Consider the following 21,560-nt stretch of genomic DNA (forward strand, 5'->3'; position numbering starts at 1 on the left):
CTACTACCTTCCTAGAGAATTCTGTAAAAACTGGACTAATTCCTGTTGAGGAATAGTTACTTGTTCTTCTTGTTTACGCAAATTTTTTATACCTATTTTATTCGTGCTTATCTCATCTTCCCCAAGTATTAATGCAAACTCTGCGTTGCTTTTATCCGCTTTCTTAAATTGACTCTTAAAGCCACCACCAGCAGTGTTCACGAGAATTTCCCAGTCGATATTAGCATCGCGTAAAACCTCAGCTAGTAATAAAGCTTGCTGCATTGCTTCCTCACCAGTAGCAATAATAAATACTGAAGGCATTTTAGGCTGTTCCAGAGTAGTCTTTAATGTTTCAAGCAATAGGAGTAAACGTTCCGCACCCATCGCAAAGCCTACAGCAGGCGTTGGATTCCCACCTAATTGTTCAACCAAAACATCATATCGCCCACCAGCACAAACAGTTGCTTGACTACCTAGTTTATCAGTGACCCATTCAAATACAGTATGGCCATAATAATCCAGGCCCCGCACCAGAAAAGGATTGATAATGTAAGGAATGCCAAGCTTTGTTAAACCATCACAGAGATCAGCAAAACGCTTTTTACTTTCGGGTCCTAACGAATCGATTAACTGTGGCGCTTCTTTTAATAAATCCTGCATTTCAGGGTTTTTGCTATCTAAGATTCGCAAGGGATTTCTATCCAAACGGCGTTTACAATCTTCGTCTAACTGGTCATAGTGAGTTTTAAAATAATCGATAAGCTTAATACGATAATTATGGCGCTCACTTAACTCACCTAAAGTATTTATTTGCAACTGCACATGCTGTTCGATTTTTAATTGCTTCCAAAGACGTCTACATAATGCAATTAATTCAACTTCGATTGCTGCCCCACTAATTCCCAGTGCCTCAACCCCAAATTGGTTAAATTGTCTGTATCGGCCCTTTTGCGGTTTTTCATGGCGAAACATAGGCCCTATGTACCATAGCTTTTGTTGCTGATTATGCAATAAACCATGCTCCAGGCACGCACGTAAGCACCCTGCTGTACCCTCGGGTCTTAGTGTAATGCTCTCACCGTTTAAATCGATAAAAGTATACATTTCTTTTTCAACGATATCGGTAACTTCACCAATAGAACGTTTGAATAGCTGCGTGCTCTCCAGGAAGGGAAAACGAATTTCCTGATAACCATATTGCAACATACAGCTAATAAAAATCGTTTCTAATTGTCGCCACACCGGTGATTCATGGGGCAAAACATCATTCATACCCCTAATTGCCTGAATTCTATCAACCACCATGTGTCTCCAAGGGCGTCAATTGCGCCGCATTACTGTTGGTTGAGAATATAGCTTGCATTTTTGAAAGATCAGTTAAACGAATATCCGGATCATTTTTACTTGCAGTAACTTCACTCTGTGTATTTTTTGCAGTTTCAATCTGCTGGGTATCTCTATTTTTTTGCCACCATATACCCACCGCCACAAGAGCACCAATGGCAATCAGACCAGTTAACCAGCGAACAAAGCGCTCTCCTTTGTTTGATTCACGCTTGCTTTGCCAGAGAGCTTTTTCAAGTTTTCTTTCAGACATGTTCATACTATTAAAAGTAGTCAGCAAAGGTTCTGGTGAAACACCAAGTAATTTAGCATAAGCACGCAAATATCCTTTAATAAATACAGGTTCAGGCATTTGTTGATAATTATCCAATTCTAATAGTTCAATAATTCTAACTCTTAAATGTAACTTACCTGCCACATATTCCTGACTGTATCCCTTTTTTTCACGTATACGAGCTAATTGCGCACCAGGTTTTTCATGGCTGTCCTTGTGAATCTCATCCATTGCTATTGTTGTATTCATTTTTTGCTCCAGGATAGTCCGTAAAATGATTTAAATGACTTAGACGACGTTTGTAATCTAACTCAATATTGGTTTTGCCGGCTTGATGTGCAGAATCAATTACCATTGCAAGTAAAATTGGATCACTGGTGGAAAGATTTGCATATTTTTGCAAATACATCAAAGCATCATTTGCATGTTTTTGCTTAAGCTCCAAAGAAGCTAACTCATAGAGAGATTGCTTCCTTCTTGGGTCTTGTTGCAAAGCCTTCACAAAATATTGCTTAGCTTTCACGTAATCTGGAATAGCAGCAGCGCATAATCCTGCATTCTCATAGGCAGCAGCAGTATGAATGTAGCGAACATCATTGGCAGCCTTTAAGAAATAGCTTTCTGCCTCAGTATACTTACCAAGTCGACATAAAAAAGTGCCGTAATTATTTAATTGAGCGCCATTATTTGGGGCTAACGCCAATGCTTTTTGATAATATATTCTGGCGTTCTTAATATCTCTTGTTTTTTCAAGATAATAAGCCATTGCAACATTTGCATCAGCTGAATTTGGCGCCAAATCCAATGCAGTTAATAACTTTCTTTTCGCTCGCGGCATATCACCCTGTTTCAAATAAGCGACACCTAATTGCATATTGTAAACTGCTGCTTCGCTGTTCTTTTGGCGACTCTGGGCAGTTTGGTCGGTTTTCGTTCCTACATTGTGTTGGCACGCTGCTAGTAATGTCAGACTAAAAAAAGATAAAAAGCGCAATAAATTCAACACATTCTTCACATAGCGCAAAAAAGATGGATTATTATAACCGTGAACATACGAATTTAAAAAGAGTTATGTATTTTTTTCATTGAAAGAAGTCAAAAAAAAAATGCAATGGCGACCTAAAAACAGTCCTACAGCACTTCTATTTTTCCTCAGATGATTCCTTTAAGGGTACAAAGTGCAATTTCTGCCATCTTGCAGAACGACTTGTTCTATCTTTTACCTCACCAGCGAGTTGACCACAAGCTGCATCAATATCATCGCCTCGTGTCTTTCTGGTGATGGTATTAATTCCCTTCGCAATCAACTTATCACGAAAAGCATCAATAGCTGCTTGTGAAGAACGTTGATATTGGGTAAGAGGGAAAGGATTAAATGGAATCAAGTTAACCTTTGCTGGAACATCTCTAAGTAATTTTATCAATTGCTCAGCATGCTCGGGCTGATCATTAACGTCTTTTAACATAACATATTCAAAAGTGACGCGCCTTTTAGGTTCATTTTTGAAATAGGTCTTGCATAGAGCCATTAATTCCACTAAAGGGTATTTTTTATTGATTGGTACTAATTCATTACGAAGCGTATCATTCGGCGCATGCAAAGAAACAGCTAATGCGACGGGACTGACTTCTCGAAGTCTACGAAGCTCAGGCAAAACTCCGGAGGTACTCAAAGTAACTCGGCGTTTCGATAAGCCATAAGCGAAATCATCCATCATAATATCCATGGCAGCGACGACATTATCAAAATTAAGCAAGGGTTCTCCCATACCCATCATGACAACATTGGTAATTCGCTTATCGTGCGCTCCTTGCTGCTGTGATAACTCTCTAACTGCCAGCCAAACTTGACCAATAATTTCTGCTGTACTGAGATTACGATTAAATCCTTGTTTTGCTGTAGAACAGAAACTACAGTTTAGTCCACACCCTACTTGTGAAGAAACACACAATGTTCCGCGATTTGCTTCGGGTATAAACACGGTTTCAATGCAATTGCCGCAGTCTAATTTTAATAGCCATTTATGAGTGCCATCACTCGACTTCTGACAAGTTACAATCTCGGGCAAACGAATTTCAGCAATCTGGGTAAGCTTTTCACGTAAGGTCTTACCCAGATTGCTCATTTGAGAAAAGTCATGAAAACCAGCCTGATGAACCCATTGCATCACTTGTTGCGCACGATACGGCTTGTCGCCAATATCACGAAAAAAATCGCGCATCTGCTGATAATTGAAATTCAATAGGTTAATTTTCTGACTCATTACTACCTCTACAATCTACAACCAATTATCTCTTGCAAATTTGATGGGGTTCAAAGAAAAACGCAATTTCTTGAGCAGCTGTTTCTGCACTATCAGAACCATGAACAGCATTTGCATCAATGCTTTCAGCAAAATCAGCACGGATAGTTCCCGGAGCAGCTTCTTTAGGATTGGTTGCACCCATTAATTCACGATTTTTAGCAATAGCATTTTCACCTTGAAGCACCTGAATCATTACAGGACCAGAGATCATAAATGAAACAAGGTCATTAAAAAATGGACGAGCCTTATGAACAGCATAGAAGCCTTCAGCTTCAGCGCGAGAAAGATGAGCCATTTTTGCAGCAACAACTTTCAAACCCGCATTTTCAAAACGAGAATAGATTTGACCAATCACAGATTTTGCAACTGCATCGGGTTTAATAATCGATAGAGTTAACTCATTTGCCATATTGTACTCCAATAACTGAGATTAAAAGCGCTGCATTATACACGATATCGGGGTTTGCTGGCCAATTAAATTCTACATGTCTCATGAATTTACGTTAAATCTTACCGACTTGATTGTGTTCTGTCCTTTTTAGCTCGCTTGTAACCTAAGTAATTATAGACAATTAACTTTCCTCACCGATTGCAGTATCAAAATAAAGAGATTCGCGGTTTTCATCGATTTGTGCCTGGTCAATACGATATTCTGGAAGAAGTTTAATTAGATCATTAGCTTTCAAGATTAAATTATAAAATTTAGTGCGAAACTCCCGGAGACTAACGGCCATATCTGATATTTTATGAATAAATGTTATTAATGTGGTTTCAACTTCTGACATAAACTCTCGAAGCTTGGTAATTTGTTCAAGAAATATCTCTTTAATATCGTCTGTAAAACTTTGATTGGTTATTTTTTCAACACGCGCCCAATTTTCCCCTTTAAAACTTAAATTGGCTTCCTTTGTAAAATCCTGCGAAATCAACAAAATATTGATAGCTTGTATAATAATCTCTTCACTCAGCGAAATCTGCCGAGTTTGTAAGGATTTTTTAATGTTTTTGGCAGCAGTTACTAATGCTTCCTGCCAATCATTAGCAAGCTTAATCAGGCTTTTTTGACTATCAGCAATAAGATGGCCATGAGCAAGCTCTTGCGCATGAAATTCTTCGCCAATTTTTATAAGCTCCTGGCGTTCCTTTTCAAGATCTTCGCGAGTATATTCTCCCGGCGACCCTTCGCTTTTACTGGTTTCACCTGATAACAGATAGTCAATAAACAATTTTTGGGCATAAACTTGATAATCGTGGGCTTGCTGTAAAATAATGCCATTTAATACATTTTTTAAGGGAACTCGCATCAGCCGATGGTAAAAGGTATTGGGACTTTTTATTGCACTGATAAGATCTTGTTGTTGAAGACGAATTTTATATCTCTCCAAAATTCGCTCAACGGTGATTAAGCCATAAGTTGACAACCACTCCGCCAAATCATTTTCTACATGTTCTTCGGTCATTATTCATCCAATATGATTTTGCAACAGTCTGTGATATAACGCTCTATTTTTAAAAAGAGTATAGTGTAATTTATCATGCTAAGCCTACTAAATAACGATTTGCAAATTTTAATTGATTTTCTTTGCGTTTCTACGCCTGATGCTTGGCTTGAAGCTGCCGTAGAAAATCTTCCTACTCTTTTAATTGATCATGCCCATTGCGAGCGAAAAGCAGCAGCTACGGCCGTAAACTTTATTAGTAAATATCCAGAAAAGCCTGAATTAGTAGAAGTAATGTCGCCTTTAGCTCGGGAAGAATTATTACATTTTGAAAAAGTGATTCATTTAATGAGTGAGCGAGGAATTGAATTTGCCCCACTACCACCTTCAAACTATGCTCAGCAAATGCATAAACATGTTACAAAAGGTGGATGCAAAGAGCGCTTAAGTGATCAGCTCATCGTTGGTGCCATTATAGAAGCTCGTTCATGTGAACGATTTAATGCGCTTGTTTCTATGCTTGAAGATCAACAATTAAGAAAATTTTATGCTTCACTTGTTAAATCTGAAGCACGACATTTTCAAGACTATTTGCATTTAGCAAAGCTTTACGGTGGGGAGATCGATAAGAGGATTGATTTGTTCTTACAAATTGAAAACAAGTTGATTTGTTCACAAGATACGGTATTCCGCTTTCATAGCGGAATACCTCCAAAGTAATGCTAGGGACCGCTTGGAGTACTAGGCTGATAATCGCTCTGATCTTCCATTTTTAGTGCGAAACGCTCACTTAGGTAATTGTGCATGGTTTTTTGTAAACCGTTTGAAGTATCCTTTTTTAGATCATCAAAAGCGCTTTTATCAGTCAGACGTTGTCCAGTTGTATCATTGGTTAAGGTAAAACGCTTATCTGGATCATTAGCATCAACTTGCAGTGTATGACCATTCTTTTTAGCCCAATCAAAAAGTGCCATATCAAATAATCGTTTTTGCTCCTCAGTAACCGGTTTACCGTTAACCGATACATCAGATTTAACATGACCAGTGGTTTCATCCATAGTCACACTGTATTTGATTTCTGGAGATATATTTAGCTTGTCTTGGTCGATTTTATCCCAATTTGGGTTTGCCATAGCCATATTTCCTAGCCATTTATTAATTAACTCACTAAAAACCTTCAGGTAATTCATCAGCTTGTTCATACCAGTAGTCCATTCCACAAATGCCTCAGACTCACCTTTAAGACATCGTTGGATATTTTCGTCTACTTGCTTTTGTAGCTCTCCAATTTCCTTATTGATTTTCTCGTTTTTCTGAGCACTGTTTCTTTCTTTTATTTTTTTTTGATTTTCAATCATTTCTTGCTGTAGCGGATCAGTAACTGCTTTGGTAAATGCATCTTGATCTGGACCACGTGGCGCATCTCTAAAAGGGTTTTTAATCTTTGGAAAATCGACCATTTCATTCTCCATTAAAAGAACTGTTCAAATTTAAAGCCATTAGTCTTATCATAACACAGCAGATGAGGACTGTCATCCCAGTCACTTAACACATACTCGCTATATTGATTATCATTATACGGGTAATTTATTAAGCCTGGCTTATGTGTATGCCCGCGGATTAAAATATTTGTCTGGTATTTTTGCATATGCTTTAGCATGGATTCAACAACAACGTCCATTTCTGCCGTTGCTTTGTTTTTATTCATTTGGCTATGCTCTCGCACCTTATTGACTAGTTTATTTCGAAAAGATAATGGTAACTTTAAAAAAAATTTTGCAAACCATCGATTTCTTGTAAGACGCCTGAACCAGACGTGCGCCCTGTCTAACGTACAATATCTATCGCCGTGAACTAACATGACTGGCAATCCAAACAAAATGATTGCCGGCTCTGATAGTATTTTTATGTTAGCTACTTTAGCAAATTGCTCACCAAGTAAAAAATCACGATTTCCGTGTAGATAATAAATCTGAACGTTCTGTTGTGATAACCAATGTAATCGCTGGGCAATTTCTTCACTCCAAGGCTCAAGTCCATCATCACCTGGCCAAACATGGAAAAAATCACCAAGAATATAAACAGCTTTTGTATTTGTTGCAGCCCAATCAATAAATGCATTAAAGCGCGCAATTATCCCATCTTCATGAGGATGCAAATGTAAATCGGATATAAAAACAGCATCTAACATAAAGGCTCTATATGGATATGTTCATCTTGTAGATAAATTTGACAAGGGCCAGTCTGCGGCTCTATTGCATCACTTAAACGATAGAAACCAGCAATAGAAACCAATTCAGCTTCCAGAGAATGGCAAAAAATTCGCGCACTCGTATCACCAGAAATTCCCGCTAACGCTCTACCACGCAAAGCACCGTATACGTGAATATTTCCATCAGCAAGTAATTCTGCACCATGGCTTACTGAGGCAGTGATGATTAAATCACTTCCCTTGCTCACAACCTGCTGTCCAGATCGAACTGGCGTTGTCAGTAACTTTGTTTTAATAGGTTCAGCGGGCGCAGCTTCTTGTGAGAACTCCTCCAGAAGAGGTTTATCATGAGTGGATGAAGCATTTAATACGGCCAAGCCTTGACATTGAGCTAAAGTAGACAGCAAGGGATTTGCTCCCTGAATTGCAACGGGCAGCAAATGATGTTCACGCAAACACTGACAAAATGCTTGTAGATCAATCTCACCATCTTCCAGAACGCTGCAATCTAAAACAACCGGCGTTTTATCAAAAAGACGGGGCGCTTTTGCAATAATTTCAATTAGTTGCTGTTTAAACAGCAAGCAGTCACGACTCAGTAATTGCAAAACTGTAAATGTATACAATCTACCTTTGAGCTTAAATGCTTGTGATTTCAATATATTATCCACCATAATCACGATATCCATCACCCTGTTTTTTGTTTATACTATCATGAGGGGATAAATAACAGAAGGATATAACCGTGGATAAAGTTTGGCTTGAACATTACCAAAAGGGCGTTCCTCATACAATTGATATTAATGAATATGCATCCATCGTTGCATTATTTGAAGAATCTTGCCGTAAATATTCATCTCAAATTGCATACGTTAACTTGGGTAGTCCCATAACCTATGCAGAATTAGATAAAAAAAGTGCCCAATTTGCCACTTATCTGCAGCAATTAGGATTAAAAAAAGGTGCTCGTGTAGCCATCATGATGCCAAATTTACTGCAATATCCTATTGCTTTATTTGGTATTTTAAGAGCTGGCTATACTGTCGTTAATACTAATCCACTTTATACCGCTGATGAAGTTGCTCATCAGATGAAAGACTCTGGTGCTGAAGCAATTGTTGTTCTCGCCAATTTTGCTAAAACGCTAGAAAAAGCCCTCCCTCACACGGATCTTAAGCATGTAGTTATTACTCAAATCGGTGATCTTTTTCCTGTTATTAAGAAAATAATCGTCAATTCTGTGGTTAAATACATAAAAAAAATGGTGCCTGATTACAATATTCCCCATGCCATTAGTTTTAATGACGCTTTGCAACAAGGCGAATCCGGTCATTTAGAGCCAGCTCAGCTCGATCACCAATCCATTGCCTTTTTACAATATACAGGAGGCACAACGGGTGTTGCTAAAGGAGCGATTCTAACGCATGGCAATATGGTGGCTAATGTTCTACAAGCATCCTCCTGGATATCCCCCTTAGCAATAGATGGTCAGGATATTATTATAACTGCCCTTCCGTTGTACCATATTTTTTCACTAACTGCGAATTGCCTGACTTTTTTAAAAGTCGGTGCAAAAAACATTTTAATTACCAACCCTCGAGATATCTCTCATTTCATTTCAGAAATTAAAAATAGTGGCTTTACAGCCATCACCGGCGTAAATACTCTATTCAATGCGCTGTTAAATCACCCCAAATTTCATGAAATTGATTTTTCAAAAGTTAAACTCGCTCTTTCAGGAGGCATGTCATTACAAAAAAGCGTTGCCTTAAAGTGGAAAGAAAAAACAAAAACGCGAGTGCTCGAGGCGTATGGCCTAACTGAAACAAGTCCAGCAGTTACAATTAATCCCATGTATCTTGAAGATTATAACGGTAGTATTGGTTTACCTTTACCCTCGACAGATATTGCAATTCGAGACGATGATAACAAAGATGTTCAACCAGGACAGGCAGGTGAATTATGTGTCAAAGGTCCACAAGTAATGGCCGGTTATTGGCAACGACCCGATGAAACTGCCTTGGTATTTACCGTAGATGGCTTTTTAAAAACTGGTGATATTGCTCGCATTGATGAAGAAGGGTATGTATATCTTGTCGATAGGAAAAAAGACATGATTGATGTTTCTGGTTTTAATGTTTATCCCAATGAAGTCGAACAAATAATTAGTATGCATCCTGGAGTACTTGAAGTAGGGGTTGTTGGCGTTTTGGATGAAGAAACAGGCGAACGAGTTAAAGCTTGCATTGTTAAACGTGATCCGAATTTAACAGCAGAAGAAATTACCGCCTATTGTCGCGAACATTTAACAGCTTATAAAATTCCTAAAATTATTGAATTCTATAGCGAACTCCCCAAAACCAATGTAGGCAAAGTTTTGCGCCGCGCTTTAAAAACAGAAGAAGCCTCTGTTGCCTAATTAATTAGACTTTAAGTACCCAGAAGAAGTCTTAAAGAATGAGCTACTTTGTGGCTCATTCTTTACATCACCAAAAACGTATTTGCTCAGACCGCCCCCTAATCTTTCATAAAGCAAAGCTGTTTCATAATACGTGCAGTTGCCCCCCAAAGAAAATGAGGGCTTGCTGTATATTGCCAGCTTTTAAAATGAAATCCATTTTTTGTAACTAATATTTTTTGATAGTGCTTTAAATCCCTCACTTCATTTAAGGGTAAGGTAAAAACATCAAGAACTTCGCGTGGATCAAGAATATAAGGAGTTAATGATTCAATGGAGGCATACCAAGGGTAAATAAGAAAACCTGTCAGTGTCTGTTCAGGTATCATTGCAGTCGGTGATTTTACACGCTCTGAAGGAATCCCAAGCTCTTCCTGCAATTCTCGCAATGCTGTTGCATAAAGATCCTTGTCATTTTTCTGCCATCGACCACCTGGAAAACAAACTTCCCCTGGATGATGCCGTAATTTTAGACTGCGTCTTGTCAAGATTAATGAATTATTCGACAAATCATGCAATACAAGAACTGAGGCCGTTTTTTTCAAAGCGGAGTTAGTTAGCGTTGTGAAGTCCATTTAAAATGGCAGCTATTTTAGTAAAACATTCACAGTATTCATCTTCCCAGTTAGAGTCAATAACTATTCCCCCTCCAGCAGCAAGATGTAGAATTTCATTACGCGCAATGACCGTACGTATAGCAATGTTGCTGTCAAAACGCCCATGGTTTGAAAAATAAGCAATACTACCGCAGTAAATTCCTCGTGCATGCGGTTCACGCTCTGCTATAACACGCATAGATTCCAATTTAGGGGCACCAGTGATAGAGCCACCTGGAAAGCAAGCTTTAAATGCCTCTACAGGTGAAATATCTTCTCTGCGTCGTGCTTCAATATGACTTACCAAATGGTGAACCGCCGAGAAACTTTGAAGCTCACAGAGCGCACGCACAACAACAGAGCCTGCATGCGCAATTTTTCCTAAATCATTTCGCAATAAATCAGTAATCATGACGTTTTCAGCGCGATTTTTACTACTCCTAAGTAAGCTCTGGCGTAATTGCTCGTCAACCAATGGATCAATAGAACGTTTTGCAGACCCTTTAATAGGAGAGGTCAATAACAACCCATTATCATGCATAACAAAACGTTCGGGAGAAAAACTTAGAATATCTTCTTCTTCATAACGAAGGAATGCAGCATAGGGTACAGGATTTTTGAGGCTGACTTGTTTATACATTTCCCAAGCATCACCACAATAAGCAGCATTAAAAGGTTGTGTGTAGTTCACCTGATAACAGCGCCCCTCCTCTATATTTTTATGAATGGCATTAAATTCTTCGCGATAATCCGATTTGGAAATAAGCGGTTTGAATGTTTCTTTAAGTTCGAAAAAATCATCCGTAGAGTGTTTAGAATTCCATAGTATTAACATCTCTTTGATAATTGCCGCCGTCTCAGAGCGCTGATTCGCTGAAAATAAAATAACTTTTCTTAAATGATGATCGGTAATAATTGCCCAATCATATAGGCCTATATTCATTAAAGGCATGCCAGACAAGCTCGCTTGAGGTTTTGAGGGGATACCAAAAAGTTTTGCTCCTAAATCATAGGAAAAATAGCCAATTGCCCCTCCCTGAAATGGCAGATCCCCAATACTTTTTTCTGTGCCGGGGATTAATTCCTGTAACTGTTCAAAAATAGTATTTGTACAAGAATCTTTTTCGAGTTTAATTTGCTGGTACGGATAAGCGCTTAGAATATCATAACGACCATTTGTCTTATCGCTGCTTTCAAGAAGAACAAAACCCGGCAGTTTTGTCAATTTTTGATAATGTTTAAGTAAATTGTTCGAATAGCTTAAGTTTAATATTGTAAATTTCGTCATCATTAACCTTTTTGTACACTTTTTTTCTAAAAACCTTTACACATATGGCAAGATAATTGTACAGTTCGAGCTGTTTTTTCCAAAGTAGGATAATTATGAAAATCTGTTTCCCTTCTATTACTTTTATAGAACACCCGGTGATTTGGAATTATGATCCAGAAAACAATAAAGCGGTATGTACCATGGAGTTGGCCGGTTGCAATGAAGCTTATAATAAATCTGCTTTGCTTAAATCGCTACAGGAGATTAAAGGCATAACTGTTAGCCATGAAGAAGAAGTTGTCATTACCGATATGAAAACTTTTCTCGCATCACATCCTATGATGGAAATTCATGAAATTGATACGGCTAAAAAATTGCGAAGAACACACTCAAGGTCAAAAGGGACTTTTTTTGGCTCTAAAACCAGAAAAGACTCTATTACAACCCCACCAGAGATATTAGAAAAAGCCAGCTCCAGTGCAACTGAAAATCAACCCAAAGGTATTCGAGTGGAGGCCTTTATCAGCCGTGAGACTTCGCCGGGTGTTTGGGGTAATACTCTAAGTTGCCTGGACTATTTTGGCGGTAAAAATAAAGCGGACTCCAGTTCTCGCCAGGTAGACTTAATTCACTCGCAAGCAGATATGGTCAAAGCCCTTCAATACCTAAAAAATGAAAGTATCTACCCTATAAAAAAAGGGCAAATGGAAATTATTTGCATGCTTTTTAATAAAATTTTAGCGCCTTTATATGATGAGATAAACGATCAGCCTCTATCCACAAAATTCAGCAATTATTTACGTGATCTTGTCGAAAAAATCATGCTAAATCAGAGGCTTAATTACGGCCCCACCTATTATGAAAAATTATCTCAAGAAGAGAGAGATAAATTATTTCCAGATCCCAATGAATTTGAATTTGCAGTTCAACAAGGGCGAATTGCCCGCGTTAACATTATGTTAAGAGACCTGCTTTTCTTTGTCACACCCGACATGCAGGCACAGAAACTAACAAGCGATTCATTTAGTGTGAAACAAATGGAATTACTAAGACAAAGACTTAGCATAAAAGACAAAGCAGTTTTTATTGAAAAACTAAATCTTTTAAGGGAGCTAACCGTTGAAGTTGGGCATTTAGAATATGAGTTTGATCTCCGCATGGTAGAGATGAGAAGACAAATGGATGCAAAAGCTGCATGCATTGGGCCATTGCACTCTTTCTACTGCTTAATTCAAAAAACTTTCAAATCTATTTTGGATGAAAAAGACAAAGTTGTTGATGAACTCACTGAAAAGACAGTTGATGCAACGATTGTCGCTCTTAGAGAAACCTATTCAAATGATACCGATGCTAAATCTCATATTGGACAACCTCTAACCTGTGATGAAGACTTTTATTTATCTAAAGCCTGGGATGAAAGTTTATCAACTTATCTAAGCACAAATATTCCGCCAAAAATAAAGAAGAAAGATTTAGTTATAACCACTAAAAATTGTGTTATGGAATTTGTTAAGGAACATTTGAAACGCCATCTTGCTAGTCATACTCCTAGTGATCAAGATGTACAAACAACTAGTAATTTTGGTTTGATTTAAACACGGATTTAATGAAGTCCCTAGTTTTTAGAAAGAATTGTGAGTATTCTATGGCGGCGTTGTTAACAAGGAGACAGCCGTGACAACAGTCGCCCATTTTGAAATACCTTATATTCAGTATCTTAATGAACAAGGTAAACCTTCGAGCAGTTTACCATCCTTCACATCTGATAAAAATGTTATGAAGGAATTATACCGTGTTATGGTTCGTACTCGAGCCTTTGATAAAAAAGCCATTGCTCTCCAACGTACAGGAAAAATGGGAACCTATGCACCAATTAATGGTCAAGAAGCTATTTCAACAGCTATTGGTCATGCCATGCGAAAAGAAGATGTTTTTGTACCTTACTACCGTGATTATGCAGCGCAATTTCAACGTGGGGTAAAAATGTCGGAAATTCTGGCCTATTGGGGTGGTGACGAACGAGGAAGCCAATTCGCCTGTAATTCAGAAGATCTTCCTATCTGCGTACCTATCGCTTCTCAATGCCTACATGCTGCAGGAGTCGCTTTTGCATTTAAGTATCGCAAACAATCTCGAGTTGCGGTGGTTTGTATTGGAGAAGGTGGTACTTCTGAAGGCGATTTCTATGAAGCAATGAACGTTGCGGGTACCTGGAGATTGCCTGTTGTTTTTGTTGTTAACAATAATCAGTGGGCTATTTCCGTCCCATTATCAAAACAAACGGCCTCCCAAACAGTCGCTCAAAAAGCAATTGCGGCAGGATTTGATGGTATTCAAATAGATGGCAATGATGTTCTTGCTTGCCGCCAGGTAATTGGCGATGCCATTGAAAAAGCTCGTCGTGGTGAGGGGCCGACATTAATTGAAGCATTAACCTATAGACTTTGCGATCACACTACTGCTGATGATGCAACTCGCTACCAACCTTGTGAAGAAGTTGAGCATGCGAAATTAAAGGAACCTATTAGTCGATTCAAAAATTATTTAGAACAGCAACATATTTGGGATGAAACTCAAGAAAAAGAGTTATTAAACCAATGCAGTGAAGTGATTGAGGAAGCAGTTAATGAATATTTGACTCGTGCTCCTCAACCAGTTAGTAGCCTATTTGATTATCATTACGCTGAATTGCCAGATTACCTGATTGAGCAGCGTGCAATTGCCATGGAGGATGCCGCTCATGCCTGATATAACTCTAATTGAAGCTGTTACCCAGGCATTAGCCTATGAATTAGCCAATGATGAAAATGTGGTGGTGTTTGGTGAGGATGTTGGGAAAAATGGCGGCGTATTCCGAGCAACAATAGGTTTGCAAGATCGCTTTGGTGAACATCGTGTATTCGATTCACCTTTGGCAGAATCCATGATTGCTGGGCTTGCAGTTGGCATGTCCGTTCAAGGATTGAAACCTGTTGCCGAGTTTCAATTTATGGGTTTTATTTACCCTGCAATGAATCAAATTATTTCTCATGCAGCACGAATGCGTAATAGAACACGAGGTAGATTACACTGCCCACTTGTATTTCGTGCTCCCTTTGGTGGAGGAATTCGAGCACCCGAACATCATTCAGAAAGCACTGAAGCCTTGTTTGCACATATTCCTGGATTACAGGTCGTTATTCCTTCCTCTCCCAAGAGAGCCTATGGTCTCTTATTAGCTGCAATTAGAAATCCCGATCCCGTTATTTTTTTGGAGCCTAAACGAATTTATAGACTGGTTAAACAGCCTGTAGAAGATAATGGCCAGGCATTACCTCTGGGTAAGTGTTTTACATTACAGGAAGGAGACGATGTTACTTTGGTCAGTTGGGGAGCTAGTATGCATGAAACATTGCAGGCTTCTAAACAATTAGCGGAAGAAGGCATCTCCTGTGAGGTTATCGATGTGGCAACAATCAAACCACTCGATATAGAAACAATTATCAACTCTGTTGAGAAGACTGGCCGTTGCGTTATTATCCATGAAGGGGCCAAAACATGTGGTGTTGGGGCTGAAATTACTGCTCAATTAATGGAAAACTCATTAGCAGATCTGTTAGCACCTGTGCAACGAGTAACAGGTTATGATGTAGTCATGCCCTATTTCCAACTAGAAAAAAACTATATACCGAGCATTTCCCGGATTAAAGACAGTGTCATGAGCATAATGGAGTGATAATGAATATATTCAATTTACCTGATTTGGGCGAAGGTTTGCCTGATGCTGAAATTCATGAGTGGTTTGTAAAAGAAGGCGATATTGTTCAAGCGGATCAGCCCTTGGTTTCAATGGAGACAGCCAAAGCTGTTGTTGATGTTCCCTGTCCTCAAGGCGGGAAAATTGTCAAATTGTTTGGTAAACCAGGTGATGTGATTAAAACAGGCGAACCTTTGGTTGGCTTTGAAGCTGCAGAAACAGCGCGAGTCGACAAAGGAACCGTCGTTGGTAACTTAGAAGAAAGTACCGACATTAGTGAAGACAATTTTACAATTGGTTCAAGTCATACAGCATCCCAACGAGTTAAGACTACTCCGGCAATTCGGTTATTGGCAAAAAAACTTGGTGTTGACCTCAAATCATTAACTGGTACAGGCGAGCATGGTGTTATTACTCGTGATGATGTTCAGTCAGCTGCCAGTAAAAAGACCGAGCTTCCAGAAGGCTTTGAAGCCCTGCGAGGTGTACGCCGCGCTATGTTGGCTAGTATGGTTCAATCCCACCAAGAAGTCGTTCCTGTAAGTATTTTTGATGAGGCAGATATTCAGTGCTGGGAACCTCAAAATGATATAACGGTCCGTCTTATCAAAGCTATTGTCTACGCTTGCAAAAAAGAGCCTGCATTGAATGCTTGGTTTAATACAGCGCATAGTGCAAGAAAATGTTTTACAGAGGTTAATTTAGGATTAGCAATGGATAGCAGTGATGGTTTATTTGTTCCTGTCATTCATGATGCAGCCAGGCAAAGTGACTCCAAATTAAGACAAATGATTAATGATTATAAAAAAGACGTGCAAAATCGAACTGTTGCTGCTGAAAATTTAAAAGGAGCAACGATCACTTTGTCAAACTTTGGAAAATTTGCCGGACGTTTTGCCAGTCCAATTATTGTGCCACCGATGGTTGCAATTTTAGCGGTTGGTCGTTTATACGAAGGAGCCGTGGTTCAGAAAGATAACATTGAAAAACACCGTCTATTACCTTTATCCCTAAGCTTTGATCATCGAGCTGTCACGGGTGGTGAAGCAACTCGATTTTTAGGCGCTGTTATTGAATCGTTGCAACAACCATAATCTCAAAAGGATTGTCGTAAATCGCCTTGTCAGCGCTATGGCAACCTAATTTTAAATCCCCTGCCCTGAAAACGGTCAGCCGTTTTCAGGATAACGATCTGGAGGGGATAATTTTTGAGAAGAACCGAATTTCTATGCAGCTGCCGCTGCTTTGGCGACATCCTCAAGCGACATATCCAACTCTTTTACATGCTGAAAGCGTTTCGTTTCAACAAAGAAAGAAGCATAACCGTCAGTTCGTTTGGAAGTGAGTAATTTAACTCCAAGAGCAATACCTACAGACACTAATGCTAAAGCAAGGTTAACAATGAACGGTTTCCAGAACGAACGATGCTTAGACATTACATCATCGTGGCTATGTAAATGCTCCATAAAATCAGCATGGAAGGCATTATATTCATCAGGCGTCGGTAAATTATCTGGATGCTCATAAATTAGCGCATCTACTTTTTTGCGCAAGCGAATTGCTAAATCTTGAACCATTTGGCCATCTTTACCAATCTTCACCCCATGCTGCTCAAGCACTTCAATCGCGTTATAAAGATGAGAAAGTGCATTACTTAATTTGGGGTGAGCTTCCTCATGATTTTTTAAAATTATTAAAGCATCTTCGTGTACATCAGTAGAAACAGGATCTACGGCAAAAATGTAGTTTTCTTGAGAAGTTGGAATCTTTTTACCTAAATCAGTCATATCAATTATCAGTCTACTTAGAATAGGCTGCAAAGTAAGACCATGAAATTGATTTCTATTTTGAAAAATATAATCAATAACTTTTTTCCCGTCACCGGTCTCTTCATACCCCTTCATTTCCTCTGATAGTTTCTGAATAAAACTTTCTCGCTTAAGTGCATCAGCATTATTAAAAAAATCTTTGAATGCATATTTACCGTGACGCTTTTGCAAGTACTCCTTAAAAATTCCAGAAAATTTCTGAACCAATTCCCTTCTTTGCATTATTCGATCTTTTTGGCCATTAAGAATAACTTCATGTTTTTCGACTTGTTTCTTAAGCAAATTAATTGCATTTATTACCTCATTTAATGTCCCTAGAGTGCCCTTGCTTGCTGGCTGTAACTTTTCTAACTCATCACTTAAATGGCTCAGTTCTTCTTCTTTAATACTTGGTAAATAAGCTTTGAGAGCAAGGATAGCCTCTGCGTGAACCTTTTTATTTTCGCAAGTTTCATTAAAGGTCATCCCCAGGGTTTGTTTTTGAGTTTCAATCTGTGTTTTATATTGTTCTAAGCAGGTCGTTATTTCTTGCAGTAAAAGCTCCTGCTTTCCGCGGCAGATAGGGACTAAACCTTCTGCCCCGCTTTCTGTTGACACTGAAGTTTTTGCATTACCATCATTGTCCTGCTCAGAAAAGGTCTTACTTAATCTCCTTTGAAGCAATTCAATATTCTGAAAAGCAGGCTGAATGGCTTGTGAATAAATATTAAAGTTTATTAGTTGCTCTTTTAAGAGGGTTAGTTTTAGGTCAGACATTTCAGGAAGCGAATCCAAAGCCACCGAGATAGTATTAAATTTTTCATTGAAACTCGCAATTTTCAAATTTGCAATCCGTTTTACGGCTGTTTTTAGAACGGAATGAATCGCTGTGATGCTTACTTCATACTCACTGCTTTTAACTTCATCGATTAATTTTTTTATCTCCTCTGAAGCCTGTATGAGAGGTTCAAATTGCTTTTCAGCTTCATTACATTTTTGGTCTGGATTTTCGCTGGTTGTACTTAGGTAATCATTTAATTTTTGTACATCTAAAAGTAAAATATCAATCTTTTCTAGAATTCGTATCTCAAGATTAATATTAGAAATATCTGTCTTAGTCTGCGCTAACGCTTCTTTGTTTTTATTAATTTCTTGTTCAAGATCACTCTTCACTAACGCAATTTCTTGCTCTTTTTTGGCAATTGTTTTGTTTACTGTGACTAGTGGCTCTAGTGCTTTTTTAATATTTAAAAGCTCAACACTGCGACTTTTATAAAGCAGTAGATTATCTTGTGATTGCTGAGCCCATTTGATTTGGTTAGTGACTAAATCCTTAGCTTCATCAATACTCTCTGATAATTCATCACATGCAAGTCTTCTCTCGATTTCTTCTTTTTCTTGCTGAAGAATTTTTGCTAAAACTTCAATACCAGCTCCTCTTTTAAAAATCGATATGCCATAGAATTTTTTTATTGAAAATGTGGTTAGCTCATCAAGATTTTTTAAAACATCAACCAGTGGACTCTTTTTTGCTGTAATAGCCTGAGAAACAGCCATTAAGGCTGTCTGGATTTGTCTTTTACTCTCAAAATAATCTTTATTACCGGTGGATTGTTTGTCCTTTTTTTCTTCAGTAGAAATTAACTCTTCTAACCACAGTAAAGTTTTTTCAGTTTGATCAGATTCTAGTGTAGATAGAGCAAATAAACGATCAAATTTTTGCTCATCCAGGGAGCCCAATTGGGATAATGTTTCTTTATGTTTCGTTACCTCACCCCAAACTGATTGCGCCATTAATGAACGTTTAGATTTGCTCTGTTGCAATTCATCATCATTTTCTAGTTTAGTAGCTTGAATTGTCTTTTCATTAAGATCCTCAAGTACTCTTGTAATACTCTTTTCTTCTTCCTGTTTTTTTGCAAGCAACTCTTTCTTTGTAAATTGCAATTCGGTAAAAGCTTCGCGATTAGCTGATTTCATCGATTGGGCAGCTCTTTCTTTTTCTAATCGCTGGATTAATTCAAGTTTTTGTGATTCCAGAAATCCTAATATTTTTACAACCGTATGCTGATGTCCCGTAAGCGCCATTTTATTGGCTGAATAAATGTTAATAATTGCTGGATAAAGTCCTTGCTTTAAATAGGACGGGCAATAAAATGGATGCTCCCAAATTTGCAGTAACTTATTCAATTCATCCTGAATGGATAAGACATTGGAATAATGCATTTCCAGCATGGAAAATTGGCGTTCGAGGGCTTCCAAATCATTAGCACTGGACTCTGCAAAATTTTCAAACCCTGCAATAGCCTTATCCAATTTTTCTAATTGTTGTGAAATATCGGCATTTCTTTTTTGGTGATAGTTCAAAACTAATCTATTTCTATTTTCCTGCAAGTGCTCAAGCACGCCCTCTAGTTTCATTTTTTGCATCTGCAAATTTCTGGCAAGATTCTCTTGAACCGCCAGGAGACCAAAACTAGCATCCGTCTTTTTCACAAGAAGTAGATCAGGAAGAATTTCATTGGCATAGGTGACATCATGATTGCTAGCTTCACTTACTAATCTCTCTGCTAATTCCGAATGAGAGTCTAATAATTTACGTAAACTTTTTCCTTTGTAGTCCATTAATTTTTGAGTCAGTTCATCAATTAGTGCTTTAATATGAAACTCATTTTCTTTAAAGACTGCTAGTTCTTCTTCAAGTCTGCCCTCAGCTCCATCTGCGGCAACCTTGGGATCAATCGATGATAATGCCTCACTATGCGGAGATTCTACAGCTCCTGTAGAGAAATCTTTTAAGAATTGTTCTGTTTTCTCTTCAAGTAATTTATTCTCAGCATGAATAAATTCTCGTATCATATTCATTTTTGCAAGCTCACTTCGCACATGAAGTGTATCTTTATAGTCTTCAAAATAGTCAATTAATTTACCTGACAAAATTGAAGGAAGAAGAACTCTATATTTTCTGTATGCTTCTTCAGCATCAATGACTTCCCCTTTCACCAGATAGGTATAATCGCTGGGGGCCTTCTCTGTAACATGAGATACTTTCTTAGGAATATTACCAGCTCCTGGATGAAAAAAGGACGCTAGATCCTCTAATTCAGCAGGAATCTCATGTAGGAATGGAAAGATTTTGGCGATTAACTCATAGGAAATGGGGTGAACTACTTTAAAATCCATTTTTTTATGATCTTTTACAAAATTTCTTGAAATAACTAGCTTTAAATTCTCTATAAATTCACTTTTATTAGACAAATGGTTCTTAATGTCATACTCATCAATGACACGATCCAACTCTAGTAAATATTTTTCTAAATTGGTGCAAGGGATAATTGTACCTAAATTAGCCAATTTTTTTCTGATGGCTTTCTTTAGTTCCTCTTTAAAACTTTCGATTATTACAGAAGAATCACTTTTTTGCGCTGCTTTATAAGCAGTTTCAGTTATGCTGGCCAGATCCTTTTTCAATAAGTTGTATATGGTTTGATGAGTGGAGCTTAAATCATTTGTCACACTGGTCATATCACTTAGCAATCCAGGATTTTTAAGCAATAGCCACGCCATATTTGGCTGATTCCCATTAGCAAAATTACTTGAAATGTCATCGTAAACTTTAATAATTCTTGCTAATGCGGCAAATTGGTTTTTTGTAAATTCGTTTTCAATTGTTCTCTTTTTATACTCTGGCCGAGTATCAAGTTTTTTTTGCAAATCTGCCAGGATTGGTTTCAGTCTATTTAGGAGCTTGTCTACAGCACTATCAGCAATTGAAGTATATTTACCTTCTTTAACTCTTCGCCCCATTATTTCCTCGACACATCGATCAAAATATTGACACTATTTTACTGAATTAATCTTAAGCAAATATTAAACATTCTCTAAAATTACAGCCTCTTGTCAGATAAGAGAGGCCTGCCAGATTTTAATTCCTTCCGTCATTCATAATCAAACAAGACTTGCATAAATAGTGAAATTGCTGGGTTAGTGTTTAGAACCCCTCCTACTCAATGAACTCACAGAAAAGCGCAACCTAATTCAGATAGGAATCTCGCGTCTCAAAAGGTTGTTTTTAAAAATAAAGTCGAATGGGTTAATATTTTAACTTTATTTTGCACTTGATGAGTCACTCTAT

General features: G+C 38.1%; 18 protein-coding genes. 6 read left to right on the forward strand and 12 right to left on the reverse strand.

The genetic code is table 11. The features are described from left to right. Window positions 1-3: 3 nt before the first annotated feature. From hisS to PXX05_RS06240, 6 genes are all read right to left on the reverse strand, one after another. Window positions 4-1,287 (reverse strand): histidine--tRNA ligase, encoded by a 1,284-nt coding sequence (gene hisS / locus PXX05_RS06215; protein WP_275090197.1) that lies wholly within the window; start codon window positions 1,285-1,287, stop codon window positions 4-6. Continuing rightward, window positions 1,277-1,849, reverse strand: a complete 573-nt coding sequence (locus PXX05_RS06220) for a helix-turn-helix domain-containing protein (RefSeq protein WP_275090198.1) — start codon at window positions 1,847-1,849, stop codon at window positions 1,277-1,279. Before PXX05_RS06220 ends, hisS begins: the two co-directional genes overlap by 11 nt. Beyond that, the gene (gene pilW, locus PXX05_RS06225) at window positions 1,824-2,606 is read right to left on the reverse strand and encodes a type IV pilus biogenesis/stability protein PilW (protein ID WP_275090199.1); all 783 of its coding nucleotides are present in this window, start codon (window positions 2,604-2,606) and stop codon (window positions 1,824-1,826) included. The genes PXX05_RS06220 and pilW overlap by 26 nt, the downstream gene beginning before the upstream one ends. A 136-nt stretch (window positions 2,607-2,742) precedes the next feature. Beyond that, window positions 2,743-3,864, reverse strand: coding sequence for a dual-specificity RNA methyltransferase RlmN (gene rlmN, locus PXX05_RS06230; protein ID WP_275090200.1), 1,122 nt, complete (start codon window positions 3,862-3,864; stop codon window positions 2,743-2,745). Between the two features lie 25 nt (window positions 3,865-3,889). Then, window positions 3,890-4,315: a nucleoside-diphosphate kinase gene (gene ndk, locus PXX05_RS06235; RefSeq protein ID WP_275090201.1), complete on the reverse strand. Its 426-nt coding sequence runs from the start codon at window positions 4,313-4,315 to the stop codon at window positions 3,890-3,892. A 163-nt stretch (window positions 4,316-4,478) separates the two neighbouring features. Continuing rightward, window positions 4,479-5,366 carry a hypothetical protein gene (locus tag PXX05_RS06240; RefSeq protein ID WP_275090202.1) on the reverse strand — a complete coding sequence of 296 codons (888 nt, stop codon included), beginning with the start codon at window positions 5,364-5,366 and terminating at the stop codon, window positions 4,479-4,481. A gap of 75 nt (window positions 5,367-5,441) precedes the next feature. On the opposite strand from PXX05_RS06240, the gene PXX05_RS06245 reads away from it, so the two are divergent. After that, on the forward strand, window positions 5,442-6,065 hold the full coding sequence (locus tag PXX05_RS06245; protein WP_275090203.1) for a MiaE family protein: 624 nt from the start codon (window positions 5,442-5,444) through the stop codon (window positions 6,063-6,065). A 2-nt stretch (window positions 6,066-6,067) separates the two neighbouring features. Here the strand turns inward: PXX05_RS06245 and PXX05_RS06250 are convergent, their stop codons facing one another. From PXX05_RS06250 to minC, 3 genes are read right to left on the reverse strand one after another with little or no spacing between them, the layout of a single operon-like run. Then, complete coding sequence (locus PXX05_RS06250) at window positions 6,068-6,805, reverse strand: hypothetical protein (RefSeq protein ID WP_275090204.1); 738 nt, start codon at window positions 6,803-6,805, stop codon at window positions 6,068-6,070. 11 nt (window positions 6,806-6,816) lie between these two features. Beyond that, entirely contained in the window at window positions 6,817-7,536 is a 720-nt protein-coding gene (locus tag PXX05_RS06255) for a UDP-2,3-diacylglucosamine diphosphatase (RefSeq protein WP_275090205.1), read from the reverse strand. Further along, a complete protein-coding gene (minC, locus tag PXX05_RS06260; RefSeq protein ID WP_275090473.1) occupies window positions 7,530-8,231 on the reverse strand; it encodes a septum site-determining protein MinC in 702 nt (233 codons plus the stop codon). Before minC ends, PXX05_RS06255 begins: the two co-directional genes overlap by 7 nt. A 71-nt stretch (window positions 8,232-8,302) precedes the next feature. On the opposite strand from minC, the gene PXX05_RS06265 reads away from it, so the two are divergent. Next, window positions 8,303-9,976 (forward strand): AMP-binding protein, encoded by a 1,674-nt coding sequence (locus PXX05_RS06265; protein ID WP_275090206.1) that lies wholly within the window; start codon window positions 8,303-8,305, stop codon window positions 9,974-9,976. 98 nt (window positions 9,977-10,074) lie between these two features. Here PXX05_RS06265 and PXX05_RS06270 read toward each other — a convergent pair whose 3' ends face one another. Together PXX05_RS06270 and pabB are read right to left on the reverse strand one after the other, a co-directional pair. Continuing rightward, window positions 10,075-10,503 carry an NUDIX hydrolase gene (locus PXX05_RS06270; RefSeq protein WP_275090207.1) on the reverse strand — a complete coding sequence of 143 codons (429 nt, stop codon included), beginning with the start codon at window positions 10,501-10,503 and terminating at the stop codon, window positions 10,075-10,077. A gap of 64 nt (window positions 10,504-10,567) precedes the next feature. Continuing rightward, window positions 10,568-11,899, reverse strand: a complete 1,332-nt coding sequence (gene pabB, locus PXX05_RS06275; protein WP_275090474.1) for an aminodeoxychorismate synthase component I — start codon at window positions 11,897-11,899, stop codon at window positions 10,568-10,570. Between the two features lie 95 nt (window positions 11,900-11,994). Between pabB and PXX05_RS06280 the strand changes: the two genes are divergently transcribed. The 4 genes from PXX05_RS06280 (at window position 11,995) to PXX05_RS06295 (ending at window position 16,711) form a co-directional block, all read left to right on the forward strand. Further along, window positions 11,995-13,476: a hypothetical protein gene (locus tag PXX05_RS06280; protein ID WP_275090208.1), complete on the forward strand. Its 1,482-nt coding sequence runs from the start codon at window positions 11,995-11,997 to the stop codon at window positions 13,474-13,476. Between the two features lie 79 nt (window positions 13,477-13,555). Beyond that, window positions 13,556-14,629, forward strand: coding sequence for a pyruvate dehydrogenase (acetyl-transferring) E1 component subunit alpha (pdhA, locus tag PXX05_RS06285; protein ID WP_275090209.1), 1,074 nt, complete (start codon window positions 13,556-13,558; stop codon window positions 14,627-14,629). Then, entirely contained in the window at window positions 14,622-15,596 is a 975-nt protein-coding gene (locus tag PXX05_RS06290; RefSeq protein ID WP_275090210.1) for an alpha-ketoacid dehydrogenase subunit beta, read from the forward strand. The genes pdhA and PXX05_RS06290 overlap by 8 nt, the downstream gene beginning before the upstream one ends. Before the next feature lie 2 nt (window positions 15,597-15,598). Beyond that, window positions 15,599-16,711: a dihydrolipoamide acetyltransferase family protein gene (locus tag PXX05_RS06295; protein ID WP_275090211.1), complete on the forward strand. Its 1,113-nt coding sequence runs from the start codon at window positions 15,599-15,601 to the stop codon at window positions 16,709-16,711. 132 nt (window positions 16,712-16,843) lie between these two features. On the opposite strand, the gene PXX05_RS06300 is transcribed toward PXX05_RS06295, so the two are convergent. Continuing rightward, complete coding sequence (locus tag PXX05_RS06300) at window positions 16,844-21,232, reverse strand: coiled-coil domain-containing protein (protein WP_275090212.1); 4,389 nt, start codon at window positions 21,230-21,232, stop codon at window positions 16,844-16,846. Between the last annotated feature and the right edge of the window lie 328 nt (window positions 21,233-21,560).

It is taken from the genome of Legionella cardiaca (assembly GCF_029026145.1).
In the GTDB taxonomy this organism is placed as follows: domain Bacteria; phylum Pseudomonadota; class Gammaproteobacteria; order Legionellales; family Legionellaceae; genus Tatlockia; species Tatlockia cardiaca.